A 242-nucleotide genomic window follows, 5' to 3' on the forward strand; every position below is an offset into this window, starting at 1 on the left:
GACTGGGCGAGCCGTGCGGTTCTGGCGTGGCGGTTGTCGAACACGATGGACGTCTCGTTCTGCGTGGCGGCTCTGGAAGAGGCGCTGGCGAAGTACGGCACGCCAGAGATTTTCAACACCGACCAAGGCAGCCAATTCACCAGTGCGCGGCCTTCACCGGCGCGCTGGCGGGCGCAGGGATCAAGATCTCCATGGATGGCCGCGGTCGTTGGATGGACAACGTCTTCATCGAGCGGCTGTGG

General features: G+C 64.0%; 1 pseudogene. It reads left to right on the forward strand.

The annotated features are described in order from the left end of the window. A pseudogene (locus AC5ZGW_RS47980) lies at positions 1 to 242 on the forward strand (transposase); the annotation flags it as partial.

This window comes from Bradyrhizobium sp. Crot121, assembly GCF_059512385.1.